Raw genomic sequence first — 1,666 nt, 5'->3', positions numbered from 1 at the left:
ACCCAGTTGTCCAAAATACTGCGTTTAAGCAGCGCATTTATTCAGTTCAATCTCCTGCAGTTTTGCAGGGTTGAGTGATACCGGTCCTGCGATGTTGCAGTTTCGGGTATCGCCAGACCATCGCCTGGGGTTTTGTTCCTTAGCGTGCTCGTACACCACTTTCCGGTGAGCCAGTAGTGCATGGTCTTCGCCCCGGTGACGTGCACCAGGCGTAACGAAGTTGATACTGCTGTGCAGGTGCTCTTCGTTATAGGCATGCGAGAACGCTAGCATCCACTCGCGAACGGCCTGCAGCGAGCTGAAGCCCTTTGACGGCCATGCAGGGCAGTATTTGACTGTCCTGAACAGTGATTCAGAGTACGGATTATCGTTGCTCACCCGCGGGCGACTGTATGACATCAACATGCCAAGTTCGGCCAGCCGTGCCTTGAGCGTATACGAGGTCATTGGTGCACCGTTATCCGAGTGCAATACAGGCGGGTTATGCCAGCAGCCCTCCCGCAGCAACGCACGCTCAACCAGTTGTTTCGCACGCTCGCCAGATTCAACGTCATGCACCTCCCAAGCGACGACCTTGCGGCTGTACACGTCCATGATCAGATACAGATACCAGTGCTGGCCGCGGACTTCCGATGGGCAGTAGCTGATGTCCCAGGTCCACACTTCGTTAGGGCCTGTAGCCGTAAAACTGGTGGGCTGTGGTACTGTTCTGGCAGGCTGAGCACGGCCGCGGTGGTTGAGCTGCTGATGCTTTTTCAGCACACGATAGAACGTGGATTCCGATGCGAGATAGATGCCCTTATCGGCCAGTCGCGGCACGATCTGTGAGGGCGGCAGGCTCTGATATTCCTGCAGGTTGCAAGTGTCCACAATGGCTTCTTCCTCTGACTCGGTCAGCTGGTGTGGCTGTACTGATTTCGGGGCGTGTGGTCGCTTATCCTCAGCAACGGCACCATTTTCAGTGCGCCATCGTTTCAACGTGCGGGGATGAATGCCGATCAGGTCCGCGGCATGCTTACGCGAAGCTCCATCGGTCACGGCCGTATCAAAATACTCCAGTAGCCTTGTGCGCTCAGTCATCGGGGTTAAATGACCTCGTTGTCCTGATCGTCTCCGTACAAGGCTTCCAGCTTTTTTGAGAGCACTAGTAACGCGGCAGTTTCAGCCAAGGCACGGTCTTTTCGATTGACTTCAGCCTGGAGTTTTTTAATCGTTTTGCGCGACTCACGCTGCTGTTTCAGCGCTTCTTTCTCACGGCCTTGCTGCATGGCAGCGCCCTGTAAACATGCGGCTTTCCAGCTATGAACCTGCTCAACATAGAGGCCTTTTTCACGGCAATAGGCCGCAAGCTCAACTTCAGACAGAGCCGCTGTTTCGATTACAACAGCCAGCTTGGCATCGGGTGACCACGTATCGGCTGTCGGCTGGTTTCCGGGCACGGGAACTCCATCTTGTCGGCATTGTTTCAACCAACTATACAGAGTCACATCGGAAATGCCTTCCTCTGTGGCGACCGAGACAACCGATCGATTTATAGGGGGCAGCAGCTTCTTCAAGACAGCGGCCTTACGTTCGTCTGAGTAGCGCGGCATAGCAATCCTTTTGGCCCACTCCGAGGTAAATTTAGGCGAAACCGCCTATTGGACAACTAGGGTGACAGAGCGGG

Annotated in this window: 1 protein-coding gene; it reads right to left on the bottom strand. The window is 54.8% G+C overall.

All coding sequences use genetic code 11. The annotated features are described in order from the left end of the window. Window positions 1-24: 24 nt before the first annotated feature. A protein-coding gene (locus ABIE61_RS18755; protein WP_354412407.1) for an IS3 family transposase occupies window positions 25-1,592 on the bottom strand; the annotation gives its coding sequence in 2 pieces (ribosomal slippage) (window positions 25-1,101 and window positions 1,104-1,592; 1,566 coding nt in all). Window positions 1,593-1,666: the final 74 nt, after the last annotated feature.

Origin of the sequence: Marinobacterium sp. MBR-111 (assembly GCF_040547585.1) — a bacterium.
GTDB classification, from domain to species: Bacteria; Pseudomonadota; Gammaproteobacteria; order Pseudomonadales; family Balneatricaceae; genus Marinobacterium; species Marinobacterium iners.
The sequence above is the reverse complement of the archived record's forward strand: the minus strand, read 5'-3'. Positions and strand labels throughout refer to the sequence as shown.